This is a genomic window from Rhodococcus sp. NPDC059179, assembly GCF_042754885.1.
GTDB lineage: Bacteria > Actinomycetota > Actinomycetes > Mycobacteriales > Mycobacteriaceae > Rhodococcus_G.
Genome location: NZ_JBHZBV010000003.1, coordinates 197,511 through 197,851 on the forward strand (window position 1 = coordinate 197,511; position 341 = coordinate 197,851).

The window sequence follows — 341 nt, forward strand, 5'->3', positions numbered from 1 at the left end:
GGGGCCGGTCTCCATTCGCGGCGACTACTTCGCGGAGTCCGCCGCCATCGCCTCGATCAGGCTCTTCGGGCGCATGTCGGTCCAGTTCGCCTCGACGTAGTCCACGCACTCCCGCCGCGAGGACGGGCCGTGCACCTCGGTCCAGCCGGCGGGCACCTCGGCGAACATCGGCCACAGCGAGTGCTGACCCTCGTCGTTCACCAAGACCAGGAACTGGCCGTTCTCGTCATCAAAAGGATTGCTCACCTGTCCACCTCTCTCATCAACACTGTTGCACTGCGGTTGTTCTCACGTCATCTCGCGCCCCCGTCGCGGTTCTCGCGCTCGGGGACGGGTCTGCC

At 66.0% G+C, this 341-nt stretch carries 1 protein-coding gene; it reads right to left on the reverse strand.

Annotated features, from left to right (window positions below):
- Positions 1-24: 24 nt before the first annotated feature.
- Positions 25-246 carry an MbtH family protein gene (locus tag ACFXMV_RS09340; RefSeq protein WP_378502509.1) on the reverse strand — a complete coding sequence of 74 codons (222 nt, stop codon included), beginning with the start codon at positions 244-246 and terminating at the stop codon, positions 25-27.
- Positions 247-341 lie beyond the last annotated feature (95 nt).